Source organism: Sphingomonas sp. (assembly GCF_965200105.1).
In the GTDB taxonomy this organism is placed as follows: Bacteria; Pseudomonadota; Alphaproteobacteria; order Sphingomonadales; family Sphingomonadaceae; genus Solisphingomonas.
In genome coordinates, this window is the sequence record NZ_CBDATN010000002.1 from 48,593 (window position 1) to 62,616 (window position 14,024).

Genomic DNA, 14,024 nt, shown 5'->3' on the forward strand with positions numbered 1-14,024 from the left:
TCTAGCGCGGCGCGGCGTTCCCGCAAGGCGACCGGGACGTAGCGGGCGCCGCGTCGGCACGCATCGCCACATCCTCCAGCCCCGCCTCGCCGAGCCGCGCCGACGCGGTGAGGAGCGCGTTCGAAGGCAGCGCCGATCGCACCGGGCTGGAGCAGCAGCGCGAGCGTGCGCTGTTCGCGCGGAGGGTCGCGGCGAACCAGAGGTGGAGCAGGAAGCGACCTCCATCGCCCACGTTCGTCACAAGTCGATCGACATAGGCGTACTCCGGCATCTTGCTGAGCCGCGAACAAGTCGCAACACGGTTCGTCGTGCCCGAAACTCTTGCCTGGAGCGAAGCGGTCAAACCTTGCGACGAGATGAATGGCCTAGCCATGGACTCGACTGTCCATGCGCATAGCTTGAGTGTGCCACAGGAGAGGCGAGGAGGTTGCCATGTTCCAGGATCGGCTCAGTCGCACGCCCACCTGCCTGACGCTGCCGGGGCTGGACGGCAGCGACGCGAGGCACTGGCAGTCGCTGTGGGAGCGCGAGCGCCCCGGTATCGAGCGCGTCGATCTCGGCAACTGGTCGAATCCGTCGCGCAACCAGTGGATCTCGCGGCTGGAGCGTGTGCTCGCACGGGCGGACGGTCCGGTCGTGCTGGTCGCGCACAGCCTCGCCTGCCATCTCGTCGCCTGGTGGGCGGGTATGGCGGGAGAGGCGGCGTCGCGACCGGTGGCGGGCGCGATGCTGGTGGCGCCGCCGGATCTCGATCGTGTCGCTATCGATCCGCGCATCGCCGACTTCGCGCCCGTGCCGAGGACGGTGCTGCCCTTCCCGGCCGTGCTCGTCGCCTCGCGCGACGATCCCTGGTCGAGCTTCGCGCGATCGCGCGAGATGGCTGGCAATTGGCTCGCCGCCTTTTGCGATGCGGGCGCGCTTGGCCATATCAATAGCCAGTCCGGGGTGGGTTCTTGGCCCGACGGGCAGGCTGTGCTCGATCGGCTGCTGGATCATGTCTGCGCGCGCGGCGACCATCGCATGGACGAGGGCGTTGCTCCCGCACGGCCGACGATGGAGGCGATGATCGCCGCCTGACGCCTTGCACCCCGCGTCGCCCTCCGCCATCGCGGCGGTCGGGCAGGCGGGGGAAAAGCCATGCGGATCTGGCCGGTCGCGGCGGCGCTGGTATCGTTCGGGAGCGCAGCGCATGCCGCGCGCGAATTCTGTCCCGATCGTCCGGGCGAGAGCACGCCAGCCTGCACGCTTGATCCCGGAACCCTGCAAGTAGAAGCGGGCCTCATTGATTACGCGCACACCCGCACCAGCGACGAGGTGGAGGACCAGACGCTCGTCGGCGATTCGCTCGTCCGGTACGGCGTCGCGGATCATGCCGAGCTCAGGCTGGGCTGGACCGCCTATGGCGTCGATCGTACCCGCGATCGGGTGGACGGCTCGGTCGATCACCGCCACGGCGTCGGCGACGTTACGCTAGGCCTGCGCCGCAACCTCTATGATCCGGACGGCAGTGGACTTTCGATCGCCGTCCAGCCTTTCGCCACGCTGCCGACAGGGCACATGCCGATCGGCGCGGGGACTTGGAGCGCGGGCATCCTGACGCCGATTGTCGCGGAACTCGACGACAAATGGTCGCTGACGGTGGATCCCGAGCTCGACGCGGCGGCGGACGAGGACGAGCATGGTCGCCATCTCGCTTATTCGGGCGTGCTCGATCTTCAGCGCAAGCTCACCGACGACCTGTCGCTCGTGGCCGAGGGCTTCGTGCAGCGCGACGACGATCCACAGGCGCACCAAACCCTCGCGTCGGCCAACCTGCTTGCCGCCTACCAGGTCGGAAAGGACAGCCAGGTCGATGTCTCGCTCTACAAAGGGCTCAACCGCCAGACGCCGCGCGTCGAACTGATCCTCGGCGTCGTCCACCGCTTCCGCTAGGCGCTATCCCGCGTCGAGCGCGTAGCCCGCGGAACGCACCGTCCGGATGATGTCGGGCAGGCGGCCGTCGTCGTTGATCGCCTTGCGCAGGCGGCGGATATGCACGTCGACGGTGCGCGGCTCGATATCCGCCTCGCGGCCCCACACTGAATCGAGCAGCCGCTCGCGCGAGAAGACGCGGCCGGGATGCTCCAGGAAGTGGCGGAGCAGCCGGAATTCGGTAGGCCCGAGCGCGACGCCGTCGCCGTCGCGGCGCACGCGGTGGCTGGCGAGATCCATTTCGATCCCGCCATAGGCGAGCGAACCGCCGGCCAGCGCCGGACGTACGCGGCGCAGCACGGCCGCGACGCGCGCCACCAGCTCGCGCGGGCTGAACGGCTTGGTGACATAGTCGTCCGCGCCGGTGGCGAGGCCGCGCACGCGATCCTCCTCCTCGCCGCGCGCGGTCAGCATGATGATCGGCACGTTGGCGGTCTCGTCGCGCCGACGCAGGCGCCGGCATACCTCGATACCCGAGGTGCCTTCGATCATCCAATCGAGCAACACTAGGTCGGGCGCGTGCTCGGCGGCGAGCACCAGCGCCTCGTCGCCGTCGGCGGTACGCTCGACGGCGTAGCCTTCGCGCTCGAGGTGGAAGGCGACGAGTTCGGCGAGCGCCGCATCGTCCTCGACGAGCAGGACGGTGCCGGGCACGTCAGGCGGCCGGCGCGTACGGGTCGGCGCCGCGCGTCCGCTCGACGAGCTGCTCGCCCGTCGCCGCGAAGTAGACCATCTCGGCGACGTTCGTGGCGTGATCGCCGATCCGCTCAAGGTTCTTGGCGATGAAGAGCAGGTGGGCGGACGGGGTGATCTCGGCCGGGCTCTCCATCATGTAGGTGAGCAGCGAGCGGAACAGCGTGTCGTAGAGATCGTCGATCTGCTTGTCGGCGCGGCACACCTCGATCGCGGCTTCTGCGTCGCGGGCGGCGTAGGCGTCGAGCGCGGCGCGCACGAGGTCCGATACGGCCCGCGCCATCGCCGGCAGAATCGCCAGCGGCTCGGCGCCGCGCAGCTCGGCCAGCAGCGGCACGCGTTTGGCGATGTTCTTGGCGTAATCGCCGATACGCTCGACGACGCCGGAAATCTTGAGCGCGGCGACCACTTCGCGAAGATCGTCGGCCATCGGCGCGCGTAGCGCGATCAGCCGCACGACCTGGCGCTCGACCTCGGCTTCCAGCTCGTCGATGCGGCGATCATCCTCGACGATGCGCGCGGCCTCCTCTATATCGAGCTGGGAGAGCGCCTGGATGCTGCCGCCGATCGCGGCTTCGGCGCGACCGCCCATCTCGGACACCAGGCCCCGGATCTGGCCGAGATCCGCGTCAAACGCCTTCACCGTATGGCCGGTCGTCGCCATGTCACACCCTCCCGGAGCCTTCGCGCAGCCCGTGCGGGCGCCTTAGCATCGTGAATGTTACAATTAGGCGGCACCCGCGATCGAGGCGAGCGCGCGCTTCGCCGTGGCGCGCTTCGATCCGCCCAGCGGTACCAGGCCAGCGCGCGCGAACGCCCCGCCTGGATCGATCGAAGCGGCGAACAACCGCAGCAGCGCCGCCATTCCTGGAACGCTGCGCGCCTCGCCCGCCTTAACCATCAGGAACAGCGGGATGCGGAGCGGGTAGCGACCGGAGGCGATGGTCTCGGCGGTAGGCGTCACGCCGTCCACGGGAACGACGCGCAGCCCCTCGCGCGTGGCGTAGGCGAACGGGACCAGGCCGATGGCACCCGGTGTCCGGGCGACCGTCGTCGCGACGAGTTCCGCATCGGCGCCGAGCGGGTGGTAGCCGCCGTCGCCGCGCGTTCTCGCAGGCAGGGCGAGCCCATCGCCGGAGATCGTGCGCGCCGCCGGCCCGTAGAGCGCGATGGAAGCAGGAGCGAGTCCCACGTCGATGTCGGACCAGCGCGCCGCCGGCCCGGAGACGGCCGCGGCGAGCTGCGCGCGCGTGAGCACGGGCGGCCCCTCTCCGGTGCGCGCGACGATCGTCAGCGCGCTCCACCCGAAGCGGATCTGCGCGATCCGTGCCACGCCGTAGATCGCGCAGCCACGCCGCTCCGCCGCGCTCAGCGGGCGCGTGGCGATCACGAGATCCGGGTGCGCCGCGCCGAGCCCGCCGCAGAAACGCGCGATGCCGCTGGCGCTGCCGTCCGCCTGCGCCAGCGGCGCGATCGAGTCGGCGGCCGCCAGCGTGAAGCGCTCCGCGACATCCTCCGCGAAGGGAAGTCCCGCAGTCGCGCCGACCAGGCGGATCTGGTGAGGCCCCGGTCCGGCCACCGGCGCGCGGGAGCAGGCGGCGAGCAGCAGGACGGAGAGCAGGGCGAGGCGCATCGCCGCCGCCATAGCCGCGGAGCGTGCGCGCTCCCAGCCTCAGGCAGCGTCGCCCCGCGCGATATCGCGCGCCACGGGCAGCAGCACCGTCACGCAGGTGCCGATGCCACGCGTGCTGGCGATGTCGAGGCGGCCGCGATGCCGTTCGACGATATGCTTGACGATGGCGAGACCGAGCCCGGTGCCGCCGCCGGCACGGCTGCGGCTCGGATCGGCGCGGTAGAAGCGCTCCGTAAGGCGGGGCAGGTGACGCGCCTCGATACCCTCGCCCTCGTCGGCGACGACGAGCCGCACCATCGTATCGCGGTGCCTGGAGAGCGACACGCGCACCGGTCTCGCCGGATCGCCATATTTCAGGGCGTTGCCGACGAGGTTGCTGACAAGCTGCGATATCTGCGCGCGATCGCCCGCGATCGGCGGCACGCCGTCGTCCACCTTGATCACGATGCGATCGCGTCCCGCGTCGCCCGCCATGTCGGCGACCTCGCGCACTACTGCCTCCAGCGCCACCGCATCGGCGGGTGCCCGGTGGCGATCGCCCTCGATCCGCGACAGCGAGATCAGATCATCGACCAGCCGCTGCATCCGTCGCGCCTCGCCGGCCATGATCCCGAGGAAGCGCGCGCGGACGGGCGCGTCCTCGGGGCGGTCGGCATCCTCCAGCGTCTCGATGAAACCGATCAGGCTGGCGAGCGGAGTGCGCAGCTCGTGGCTGGCATTGGCGACGAAATCGACACGCATCCGCTCGGCGTCGCGATGCTCGGTGCGGTCGACGAGGCGGACGAGCCGGTGATCGCCCGGCAGATCGCGCACGCTGAGCGTCCAGTGCCGCCCTGGCTCCCCGATGCCGGCAAGATCCACGCTCGCGCGATCGGTCGCGCCGTTGCGCGCGAACAGGTCGGCGGCGGCGGGGTGGCGGATCGCCAGCCGCACGTCCTCGTCGATGATATGGGGGCCGAGCAGTGTGGTGGCGGCGGCGTTGGCGTGGAGGACGCGGCCGTCCTCCACGATCAGCAGGGGATCGGCGACGGCCCCGATCAGCGCGTCGAGGCCGGGCGTGGGATTGAACGCGGCGGGCGGCTCGGGCGTCGGCGCGAGCTCCTGATGACGCAAGCCGACGATTGTGGACGCCGCGCCGATGCCGCCGAACACGCCGAGCGTCAGGGCGAGGGCATCGGCGCGCGCCAGCATCGCGAGCAACCCCGCCACCAGCACGAGCGTCGCGCCCGCGATCGCGAGACCGGGGCTACGCATCGCCCGCGATCGTCCCGCTTTGCATCCCTCGCGCCATCTGGTCCGCCATATTCCGCTTACCCGGCCGACGCTTTTGCGAATATGGAGGTCCGCGATAGCGCATAGCCGGGGGTGTCATGGCGCGGGAAGATGACAGGATGGCTTCGCCGGCGGAAGGCGCCGGCACGGGTGGCGATACGGCCGCGCCGCGCCGCCGCGTGCTGATGCTGGGCGCGGCGGCGGCGTCCACGGTCGTCACCATCCGCCCGGCGCTCGCGCAGACGGCGGGATCGGTGCTGAACTGCAAGATACCGATCCCCGATCCGCCGCACGGCAGCCAGCACATCGCGGCGGACGGCAAGCTCGTGCCGGCGCAGACCGCCGGCTCCTTTGCACCCGCGCCGCGCCCCGTGACCGGCCAGGAGGCCAAGGCGATGATGCAGGGCGCCTCGCCGCCGGGCTTCGATCCGCAGGCGCGCGAGGCGTATGTCAACTATATCCGCCGGCTCCAGCACGGCACCAGCGGCTTCACCTGCTACGCCTCGCTGCAGACGCCGCGCCCCTGATCGCGCGATGCCCGATCCCGTGGCCGAGGCGCGCTTCGCCGCCGATCCGCCCGAGCATCGGATCACGGTGAACCTCGACGCGCTCGTCGCGATTTATCACCGGCCATCCGGCGCGACGCACCTGCTGGCGGCTCCGTCGCCCGAGCTGCTCGACGCGCTGGTCCAAGCACCGGCCGACGCCGGCGAGCTGCTGCGCCGGTTGGCGGATCGCTTCGACATTGGCGACGCGAACCCTGAGGCGATTGCCGCCCGCCTCGGCGAACTGGAGGAAGCCGGGCTCGTCCGGCGCGTCTGATGCACGAGTTCGGCGTGCGCGTCGGGCCTGTGGGCTTTCGCATCGGATCGGCTTGGCGCTCGCCCGTGCGCGCGCTCTCGCGCCTCTACCGCGATTATCCGCCGCTGGACGGCGTGCCTGATCTCACCGTCCGGTTGGAGCCGACACGGCCGTGGCGGCGCTGGCTGCGCCCATCGGTGGCGATCGCGGGCGACTATTGGCTGCCCGACGCGCTGCCCCTGCCGCTCGCGCACGGGTTGCTTACCGCCGAGATGGGGATGAACCTCCAGGTTGCGCTCGGCTGGCGGCGTCACCTGCTGCTCCACGCCTCGGCGGTGGAGCGGGACGGGCGCGTGCTGCTGATGACGGGTGCGTCCGGCTCGGGCAAGTCGACGCTGTCGGTGATGCTGGCGGAGGCGGGATGGCGCTTCCTCGCCGACGAGTTCGCGTTCGTGGGGCTCGACGACGGTCGCGTTCACCCGTTCCCTCGCCCCGCCAGCCTGAAGAACGAGAGTATCGCTGCGGTCGGCGCGGACGGCCCGGTGCTGGAGGGTACGCCCAAGGGCCGCATCGGCTATCGCCGCCCGCCCGCCTCGGCGCTCGCGCGGATGGGGGAGGCGGCACCGCCCGCGTTGCTGCTGTTCCCGCGGTTCGGCTATCCGCAAGCGCTGGCGCCGGTGCCGCCCAGCGAGACGTTCGTGCGGCTGACGCAGGCATCGACCAACTATGTCGCGCTCGGCGAGGCCGGGTTCATCGCGCTGACGAGGCTGGTGGCGAGCGTACCGGCCGTCGCCGTCGACTACCCGGACGGCAGCTCCGGGCTGCGGCTCGTCGAGCGGCTATGGTCGGAAGCGTGAGCGCGCTCGCGCTCGTGGCGGCGCTCCGCGATCCATCAACGACCCATACGCTCGATCGCGAAGGATGGACCAGCCTGCTGACCGCCGCGCGCGCGGAGCGGTTGATGGGGGCGCTCGCGACCCGCCTCGATCGGCGCAGCGCACCTGCGGAAGTGGCGGCGATCCTCGACGACGCGGATGCCGGCGCCGCCCACGAGCGCCGCGGCGCGCTGTGGGAAGCGGAGATGGCGCGGCGCGCGCTGGTGCCGCTCGGCTGTCCGGTGGTCCTCCTCAAGGGCACCGCTTTCGCCGCCGCCGGCCTCGACGCCGGACGGGGGCGCGCGATTGGCGACCTCGACATACTCGTACCGCGCGCCGCGCTCGACGCGGCGGAGGCGGCCCTGCGCGCGGCAGGATGGGAGCCGGTGAAGGCCGACGCCTATGACGATGAATACTACCGCCGCTGGATGCACGAGCTGCCGCCGTTGATCCACCGCGCACGGGATCGCATGATCGACGTGCATCATACCATCCTTCCCACGACCGCGCGTCCGACCCCGGATGCCGCCGCGCTGATCGCCAGTGCGGTGCCGCTCGGCAACGGCCTGGCGGTGCTCTCGCCCGCCGACATGGTGGTGCATGCCGCAGCCCACCTGTTCGCCGACGGCGATCTCGCGGGGGGCTTGCGCAACCTGTGGGACATCGACCGGCTGTGCCGCGAGTTCGCCGACGACGATGCGGACTTCTGGACCAAGCTCGGCGCGCGCGCCCGGCTCCACGGGTTGGTGGATGCGGTCGGCCGCGCCCTGCGCCTCGCCGCAGACCTGTACGCCACGCCGGTGCCCGCCGCCCCGCATCGGCGCCATCCGAACGACGCCGTCTATCGTCGCCGCCTGCTCGCGCGCGACGGTTGGGGTCGGCAGACGCGTCCGGTCACCCGATTGGCCTTCTACGTCCGCTCGCATTGGCTGCGGATGCCGCCGCACCTGCTCGCGCGGCATCTTCTCGTCAAAGCGTGGCGAGGGCGGGGATGAGTTCGTCCCAGTGATCGATAAGCCGATCCGCGCATAATGCTTCCGGCGGCCGGTCGGAGAAGCCGAAGCTGAGCGCCACGCACGGCACGCCCGCCGCGCGCGCGGTATCTGTGTCCGTGATGGAGTCGCCGACGAACGCCGCCGGTCCACCGCCGGCCGCCTCGATCGCGGCGAGCAGTGGGGCGGGATCGGGCTTCCTCACCGGCAGCGTGTCGCCGCCGACGATCGCGGCGAAGCGGTCTTCCCAGCCGATCGCTGACACGAACCGGCGCGCCAACTCCTCCAGCTTGTTGGTACACACGGCCAACGCCACGCCGTCCGCCGCGAGCGCGTCGAGCGCCGCCTCGACACCGGGAAAGGGACGCGAGCGATCGGCGATGTGCGCCTCATACCAGTCGAGGAAGATCGGGAAGCCTTCCTCCACCATCGTCTCGTCGCCGCCGCCGGTCGCCGCCAGCCCTTTGCGGAGCAGCGCGCGCGCGCCGTGGCCGACCATCGCGCGAACGTCGTTGGCCGGCACCGCGGGGCGGCCGAGCACGCCTAGCGCGTGATTAAGCGCGTCGGTCAGGTCCGGCGCGGTGTCGGCGAGCGTGCCGTCGAGATCGAAGACGACGGTGCGGAAGCGCAGGCGAGTCATCGCCCACCCGAGTGGCGAACGGCGCTGGAAACGGCAAGCGCGCCGTGGCATCCGCGCCGCCCATGACGCAGCACCCCTTCGCCGCCGTGATCCTCGCCGCCGGCAAGGGCACGCGCATGAAGTCCGATCTGCACAAAGTGCTGCATCCGATCGCGGGCCGGCCGATGTTGCTCCACCTGCTCGCCGCGTTGCGCGAGTTGGGCGCCGCGCGCGAGGTGGTGGTGGTGGGCTCGGGCCGCGATCAGGTCGAGGCGGCGGTGGCGCCGCTCGGCGTGGAGGTGGTGGTGCAGGAGCCGCAGCTCGGCACCGCCCACGCGGTGCGGCAGGCGGAAGGTCGCGCTCGCCGGCTTCGAGGGCGACGTGCTCGTCCTCTACGGCGACGTGCCGTTGGTAACGGCGGCCACCTGCCGGCGGATGCTCGACCGGCTGCACGAGGCGGACGCGCCCGCCGTAGTGGTGCTCGGCTTCTGTCCGGCCGATCCGCTCGCCTACGGCCGCGTGATCGCGCACGACGGCATCATCGACAAGATGGTCGAGTACAAGGACGCGAGCGAGGCCGAACGTCAGGTCGAGCTTTGCAATTCGGGCCTGATGGCAGTTCGCGCTGTCGACCTGTGGCCACTGCTCGGGCGCGTCGGCAACGACAACGCTGCGGCTGAATACTATCTGCCCGACATCGTCATGCTCGCTGCCGCCGAGGGCCGGCCGTCCGCCGTGATCGAGTGTGGCGTCTGGGAGGTCGAGGGCGTCAACAGCCGCGCGGAGATGGCCATGGTTGAAGCCGAGTGGCAGCACCGCCGCCGCGCCCGCGCGATGGCCGAGGGCGCGACCCTGCTCGCGCCCGAGACGGTGTGGTTCTCGCACGACACCGAGATCGGCCGCGACGTCACGATCGGGCAGGATGTCGTGTTCGGGCCGGGCGCCAGGATCGCGGACGGCGCGACGATCCATGCCTTTAGCCACATCGAGGGCGCGAGCGTCGCGTCGGGCGCGATTGTCGGCCCGTTCGCGCGGCTGCGCCCCGGCGCGGCGATCGGCGCGCGCGCCCACATCGGCAACTTCGTCGAGGTGAAGAACGTGACTGTGGGAGAGGGCGCCAAGGCCAACCACCTGAGCTATCTCGGTGACGGCTCGGTGGGCGCTGGCGCGAATATCGGCGCGGGCACCATCTTCTGCAACTATGACGGCTTCCTCAAATATCGTACCGAGGTGGGCGAGGGCGCGTTTATCGGATCGAACAGCGCGCTGGTCGCGCCGGTGTCGATCGGCGCCGGCGCGATCGTGGCGGCGGGATCCACCGTGACGCGCGACGTCGCGGCCGACGCGCTCGCGCTCGTGCGCCCGGCGCAGGAGGAGAAGCCCGGCTGGGCCGCGCGCTTCCGCGACAGGATGCGCGCGGCGAAGGCGGCGCGCGCCAGGTAGGGCTTGCGTCGGCGGCCGTTTGCGGCTGTCTGGCCGACGCGGTTGGGACCGGGGGGTCGGCCGCGCAGGTCCAGACAAGGGGTAGACATGCGCAAGATCCTCCCGCTGCCGCTGGCGGCGCTCCTCCTCGCTTCCATCGCGGTCGCGCAGACGCCGTCCGATCATCCGAGGCCCGGTGCGTCCGACGACAAGGATGCCGTCTCGAAGCAGGCGGCCAAGGACAAGGCGGACGAAGCCGCCGAAGGCACGATCAAGCCGCCGGTGGACGAGCAGGCGGTCTCCACCCGCCACGTCGCGCAGACGCATCGCGGCCCGATGAAGTACACCGCCACCACCGGCACGCTTACCATCCGCGACGACGACGCGCACCCGATCGCGTCGGTGTTCTACGTCGCCTACGTGGCGGACGGGGTGAAGGATTACGGCCACCGCCCGATCACCTTCTTCTACAATGGCGGCCCCGGCTCCTCGTCGCTGTGGCTGCACATGGGCTCGTTCGCGCCGATGCGCGTGCAGACCGCCAGCCCCGAATATATCAAGCCCGCGCCCTATCCCTTCGGCCCGAACCGCGAGACGCTGCTCGACAAGACCGACATGGTGTTCATCGACATGGTCGGCGCCGGCTACTCGCGCCCGCTGGGCACCAAGAGCGGCAAGGATTTCTGGGGAGTCGATCAGGACGCCGACGCCTTCGCGCGCGCGATCCAGCGCTACGTCACCAAGACGGCGCGGTGGCAGAGCCCCAAGGTGATCTTCGGCGAGAGCTACGGCACCACGCGCTCGGGCGCGCTTGCCTACCAGTTGCAGGACAGGGGCATGGCGCTGAACGGCGTGGTGCTGCTGTCGTCGATCATGAACTACGGCATCCGCCAGCCCGGCTTCGACCGGCTCTACGTCAACTACCTGCCGAGCTACACGGCCACCGCCTGGTATCACCACAAGCTCGCCAATCCGCCCACCGACCTCGCCACCGCCGTCGCGCAGGCGCGCGCGTTCGCGGAAGGGCCCTATGCCTCGGCGCTGGCGCAGGGCTCCGCGCTCGACGAGCCGGGGCGGCAGCGGATCGCGGAGCAGATGGCGGCGCTGACCGGGCTCTCGCCGCAGTTCCTGCTGGCCTCGAACCTCCGCGTCGACCTGCCGCGTTTCCAGAAGGAGCTGCTGCGCGCCGACCGGCTGACGATCGGCCGCTTCGACAGCCGCTACACTGGCGTCGACACCGACGCCGCCGGCGACCGGCCCGAATATGACGCATCCGACACCGCCATCTCGGGCGCGTTCATCGCCACCTTCTCGGACTATCTGGTGCGCGACCTCCATTATCGGACGGACATGCCGTACCGTGTCTCCGCCTACGGCACGACAGGGTTCGACTGGGACTGGAAGCACAAGGCGCCGGGCGATCGGATGGCGCAGGCCGCGCCCAACACCGCCGTCGATCTCTCGACGGCGATGCGCACCAACCCCTATCTCCACGTCCTGTCGCTCAACGGCTACTACGACATGGCGACGCCCTTCTTCGGCACCGAATATGATCTGCGCCACATGGAGCTGCGCGGGCCCCAGGCGGCGAACCTCGCCTTCCGCTACTACCCGTCGGGCCACATGGCGTACCTGAACCCCGATGCGCTCGCCGCGATGCACGCCGATCTCGCCGCCTTCTACGACGAGGCGGTCTCGGCGGCGACCTCGCGAGGGCCAACGTTGCCGGCGCAGATATCGGCGGGCCGCGCCGGAGCGAGCGGACCCAATCGCTAGATTTCGAGCTGGCTACCCAGTTCGACAACGCGGTTGGGCGGCAGCTTGAAGAACTCCATCGCGCTCTCCGCGTTGCGGACCATCAGCGCGAACAGCTTCTCGCGCCAGATCGCCATGCCCGGCGTCTCTGACGCGATCAGCGTCTGGCGGCCTAGGAAGAAGGTCGTCTCCATCAGCCGGAACGGCGCGCCGCAGACCTCGACGCGGGCGAGGGCGACAGGCACGTCGATCTCCTGCATGAAGCCGTAGAACAGCATGATGCGGTAGAAGCCGTCGCCGATCCGCTCGACCTTGATGCGCCGCTCGTCCCCGACGATCGGCTGCCCCAGCACCTTCACGGTCAGGATGACTACGCGCTCGTGGAGCACCTTGTTGTGCTTGAGGTTGTGGAGCAGCGCGGGCGGCGCGCCCTCGGCCGAGGCCGAGAGGAAGACGGCGGTGCCGGGGACGCGGCGCGCCGCCTTCGTCGCCGATCGCATGAACAGGTCGGGCGGCATCGATCCCTCCGCGAGCCGCTCGCGCAGGATGCGCCGGCCGTTGGCCCAGGTGGTGAGCCCGACGAAGGCGCAGGCGCCGACGAGCAGCGGAAACCACCCGCCGTCGGGAATCTTGGTGACGTTGGACGCGAAGTAGGCGCCGTCGACGATGGCGAACGCGCCGATCGCCCCCGCCGCCAGCGCGCGGTTCCATCGCCAGACCTGGATCACCAGCACCGCCAGCATGCAGGTGGTGATGAACATCGTGCCCGTCACCGCGATGCCGTAGGCGGAGGCGAGATTGTCCGACTTGCGGAACACCAGCACGAGCGCGATCACGAAGATGAGCAGCAGCCAGTTGACGAGCGGGATATAGATCTGGCCGGCCGCGTGCGCCGAGGTGTGCGTGATCCGCAGCCGCGGCAGGAAGCCGAGCTGGATCGCCTGCTGCGTCACCGAATAGGCGCCGGAGATCACCGCCTGGCTGGCGATGATCGTCGCGAACGTGGCGAGCAGCACCAGCGGTAGCCGCAACGCGTCGGGGGCCAGCAGGTAGAAGGGGTTCTGGATCGTCGCCGGATTGGCGATCAGCAGCGCCGACTGGCCAAGATAGTTGAGGAGAAGGCACGGAAAAGCGACGTACAGCCACGACGCGGTGATCGCGCGCCGGCCGAAATGGCCCATGTCGGCGTAGAGCGCCTCCGCCCCCGTCACCGCCAGCACGATCGAACCTAGGGCTAGGAAAGAGAGCAGCGGATGCTCTGCGAAGAAGCGCACGCCCCAGATCGGGTTGAGCGCCAGCAGCACCGAAGGCTCGCGCACTATCTGCGGCAGGCCGAGCAACGCGATGATGACGAAGTAGACGAGCATCACCGGCCCGAAGAGCCGCCCCATGCTCTCCGTGCCGCGCGCTTGGAGGAGGAACAGCCCCACGAGGATGGCGAGCGCGCCCGGCAGCACCACCGCCGTCAGATCGGGATTGACGATCTCCAGCCCTTCGACCGCCGAGAGCACCGACATGGCGGGCGTGATGATCGCGTCGCCGTAGAAGAGCGACGTCGCCAGGACGCCGAGCAGGATGATGCCGCGCGTCCACTTGCGGCCTGCCGAATGGCGCACGATTAGCGCCAGCAGCGCGAGGCTTCCTCCTTCGCCCTCGTTGTCGGCACGCATCGCTACGAGAACGTATTTGAGCGTGACGACGATCGTCATCGTCCAGAAGATCAGGCTGAGCACGCCGAAGATGTGGAGCCGGTCGATTGGCAACGTGTGCGCGCCGATGAAGCTGAGCTTCAGCGAGTAGAGCGGCGACGTTCCGATGTCGCCGAACACGACGCCGATCGCGCCCAGCGCCAGCTTGGCCAGCGGCTGCTCCCGTGCCTCGGCGTGCGTCGACTCGGAAATGCCGTCCTCGGGCGGCATGGTCGCGGGATCGGGCACCGAGCCGTCGCCATGATCGGTCATAAGTGTAGGCCCCGCTTGGCCCCGAGCCGA

14 protein-coding genes and 1 pseudogene are annotated in these 14,024 nt (G+C 70.3%); 8 read left to right on the forward strand and 7 right to left on the reverse strand.

Annotated elements, in window-relative coordinates:
• Position 1: 1 nt before the first annotated feature.
• A complete protein-coding gene (locus ACOFKX_RS01370; protein WP_419825311.1) occupies positions 2-271 on the reverse strand; it encodes a hypothetical protein in 270 nt (89 codons plus the stop codon).
• A 161-nt stretch (positions 272-432) separates the two neighbouring features.
• Between ACOFKX_RS01370 and ACOFKX_RS01375 the strand changes: the two genes are divergently transcribed.
• Positions 433-1,077, forward strand: coding sequence for an RBBP9/YdeN family alpha/beta hydrolase (locus ACOFKX_RS01375; protein WP_419825312.1), 645 nt, complete (start codon positions 433-435; stop codon positions 1,075-1,077).
• A 60-nt stretch (positions 1,078-1,137) separates the two neighbouring features.
• Positions 1,138-1,932: a transporter gene (locus ACOFKX_RS01380; protein WP_419825314.1), complete on the forward strand. Its 795-nt coding sequence runs from the start codon at positions 1,138-1,140 to the stop codon at positions 1,930-1,932.
• Between the two features lie 3 nt (positions 1,933-1,935).
• On the opposite strand, the gene phoB is transcribed toward ACOFKX_RS01380, so the two are convergent.
• The 4 genes from phoB to ACOFKX_RS01400 form a co-directional block, all read right to left on the reverse strand.
• On the reverse strand, positions 1,936-2,625 hold the full coding sequence (gene phoB, locus ACOFKX_RS01385; RefSeq protein WP_419825315.1) for a phosphate regulon transcriptional regulator PhoB: 690 nt from the start codon (positions 2,623-2,625) through the stop codon (positions 1,936-1,938).
• Position 2,626: 1 nt separating this feature from the next.
• On the reverse strand, positions 2,627-3,328 hold the full coding sequence (gene phoU, locus ACOFKX_RS01390; protein ID WP_419825316.1) for a phosphate signaling complex protein PhoU: 702 nt from the start codon (positions 3,326-3,328) through the stop codon (positions 2,627-2,629).
• Between the two features lie 63 nt (positions 3,329-3,391).
• On the reverse strand, positions 3,392-4,297 hold the full coding sequence (locus ACOFKX_RS01395) for a PstS family phosphate ABC transporter substrate-binding protein (protein ID WP_419825317.1): 906 nt from the start codon (positions 4,295-4,297) through the stop codon (positions 3,392-3,394).
• 39 nt (positions 4,298-4,336) lie between these two features.
• Positions 4,337-5,551, reverse strand: a complete 1,215-nt coding sequence (locus ACOFKX_RS01400) for an ATP-binding protein (protein ID WP_419825318.1) — start codon at positions 5,549-5,551, stop codon at positions 4,337-4,339.
• Positions 5,552-5,688: 137 nt separating this feature from the next.
• Between ACOFKX_RS01400 and ACOFKX_RS01405 the strand changes: the two genes are divergently transcribed.
• The 4 genes from ACOFKX_RS01405 to ACOFKX_RS01420 are packed head-to-tail and all read left to right on the forward strand — an operon-like array spanning position 5,689 to position 8,240.
• The gene (locus ACOFKX_RS01405) at positions 5,689-6,096 is read left to right on the forward strand and encodes a hypothetical protein (protein ID WP_419825319.1); all 408 of its coding nucleotides are present in this window, start codon (positions 5,689-5,691) and stop codon (positions 6,094-6,096) included.
• 7 nt (positions 6,097-6,103) lie between these two features.
• Positions 6,104-6,391 carry an HPr-rel-A system PqqD family peptide chaperone gene (locus ACOFKX_RS01410; protein ID WP_419825320.1) on the forward strand — a complete coding sequence of 96 codons (288 nt, stop codon included), beginning with the start codon at positions 6,104-6,106 and terminating at the stop codon, positions 6,389-6,391.
• Positions 6,388-7,227, forward strand: coding sequence for an HprK-related kinase A (locus tag ACOFKX_RS01415; RefSeq protein WP_419827309.1), 840 nt, complete (start codon positions 6,388-6,390; stop codon positions 7,225-7,227). Before ACOFKX_RS01410 ends, ACOFKX_RS01415 begins: the two co-directional genes overlap by 4 nt.
• Complete coding sequence (locus tag ACOFKX_RS01420) at positions 7,212-8,240, forward strand: nucleotidyltransferase family protein (protein ID WP_419825321.1); 1,029 nt, start codon at positions 7,212-7,214, stop codon at positions 8,238-8,240. Before ACOFKX_RS01415 ends, ACOFKX_RS01420 begins: the two co-directional genes overlap by 16 nt.
• Here the strand turns inward: ACOFKX_RS01420 and gph are convergent.
• Positions 8,215-8,877 (reverse strand): phosphoglycolate phosphatase, encoded by a 663-nt coding sequence (gene gph, locus ACOFKX_RS01425; RefSeq protein ID WP_419825322.1) that lies wholly within the window; start codon positions 8,875-8,877, stop codon positions 8,215-8,217. The two genes, ACOFKX_RS01420 and gph, sit on opposite strands and share 26 nt — an antisense overlap.
• A 62-nt stretch (positions 8,878-8,939) precedes the next feature.
• Between gph and glmU the strand changes: the two are divergent.
• Both glmU and ACOFKX_RS01435 read left to right on the forward strand, forming a co-directional pair.
• Positions 8,940-10,299, forward strand: a pseudogene (gene glmU / locus ACOFKX_RS01430) (bifunctional UDP-N-acetylglucosamine diphosphorylase/glucosamine-1-phosphate N-acetyltransferase GlmU).
• Positions 10,300-10,386: 87 nt separating this feature from the next.
• Entirely contained in the window at positions 10,387-12,054 is a 1,668-nt protein-coding gene (locus tag ACOFKX_RS01435) for a S10 family peptidase (RefSeq protein ID WP_419825323.1), read from the forward strand.
• Here the strand turns inward: ACOFKX_RS01435 and ACOFKX_RS01440 are convergent.
• Entirely contained in the window at positions 12,051-13,994 is a 1,944-nt protein-coding gene (locus ACOFKX_RS01440; RefSeq protein WP_419825324.1) for a potassium transporter Kup, read from the reverse strand. The two genes, ACOFKX_RS01435 and ACOFKX_RS01440, sit on opposite strands and share 4 nt — an antisense overlap.
• Positions 13,995-14,024 lie beyond the last annotated feature (30 nt).

Coding starts and splice junctions, on each gene's coding strand:
- ACOFKX_RS01405 (WP_419825319.1), top strand. CDS start 5,689: ATGGCTTCGCCGGCGGAAGGCGCCGGCACGGGTGGCGATACGGCCGCG.
- phoU (WP_419825316.1), bottom strand. CDS start 3,328: ATGGCGACGACCGGCCATACGGTGAAGGCGTTTGACGCGGATCTCGGC.
- ACOFKX_RS01440 (WP_419825324.1), bottom strand. CDS start 13,994: ATGACCGATCATGGCGACGGCTCGGTGCCCGATCCCGCGACCATGCCG.
- ACOFKX_RS01375 (WP_419825312.1), top strand. CDS start 433: ATGTTCCAGGATCGGCTCAGTCGCACGCCCACCTGCCTGACGCTGCCG.
- gph (WP_419825322.1), bottom strand. CDS start 8,877: ATGACTCGCCTGCGCTTCCGCACCGTCGTCTTCGATCTCGACGGCACG.
- ACOFKX_RS01435 (WP_419825323.1), top strand. CDS start 10,387: ATGCGCAAGATCCTCCCGCTGCCGCTGGCGGCGCTCCTCCTCGCTTCC.
- ACOFKX_RS01370 (WP_419825311.1), bottom strand. CDS start 271: ATGCCGGAGTACGCCTATGTCGATCGACTTGTGACGAACGTGGGCGAT.
- ACOFKX_RS01395 (WP_419825317.1), bottom strand. CDS start 4,297: ATGCGCCTCGCCCTGCTCTCCGTCCTGCTGCTCGCCGCCTGCTCCCGC.
- ACOFKX_RS01400 (WP_419825318.1), bottom strand. CDS start 5,551: ATGCGTAGCCCCGGTCTCGCGATCGCGGGCGCGACGCTCGTGCTGGTG.
- ACOFKX_RS01420 (WP_419825321.1), top strand. CDS start 7,212: ATGGTCGGAAGCGTGAGCGCGCTCGCGCTCGTGGCGGCGCTCCGCGAT.
- ACOFKX_RS01380 (WP_419825314.1), top strand. CDS start 1,138: ATGCGGATCTGGCCGGTCGCGGCGGCGCTGGTATCGTTCGGGAGCGCA.
- ACOFKX_RS01410 (WP_419825320.1), top strand. CDS start 6,104: ATGCCCGATCCCGTGGCCGAGGCGCGCTTCGCCGCCGATCCGCCCGAG.